Below are 317 nucleotides of genomic sequence, written 5' to 3' on the forward strand. Positions count from 1 at the left end.
GAGCATGAGCACATACAGGTAGCGGGTACCCGACCGGGGCGTTGTGATGGCGAGTTTCGCTGGTTTGGCGTTCGGGTCCCACGGGTCTACCTCGTAGTCGAACGCCATGCGCAACCGGCTGTCGATTTCGGCCCATTCCTCGGGGTCGTCGCTGTATGCGCCGAGGGATATGTCGATCTCGCGGTGCGGGCGGTCGACCTTGACCGGGTGCCCGCCCACCTCGAAAGCGCCGCGGCGCATGGACACCTTGACCGGAGCGTCGTACAGCCCTTGCGGTGCCGTACCCAGCACGACGCCCTGTTCGCCCGCGCCGTCGC

1 pseudogene is annotated in these 317 nt (G+C 66.9%); it reads right to left on the reverse strand.

The annotated features are described in order from the left end of the window. Positions 1-317 (reverse strand): annotated as a pseudogene (locus ON31_RS29380) (hypothetical protein); the annotation flags it as partial.

Source organism: Nocardia otitidiscaviarum NBRC 14405, from assembly GCF_000308635.1.
In the GTDB taxonomy this organism is placed as follows: domain Bacteria; phylum Actinomycetota; class Actinomycetes; order Mycobacteriales; family Mycobacteriaceae; genus Nocardia; species Nocardia otitidiscaviarum.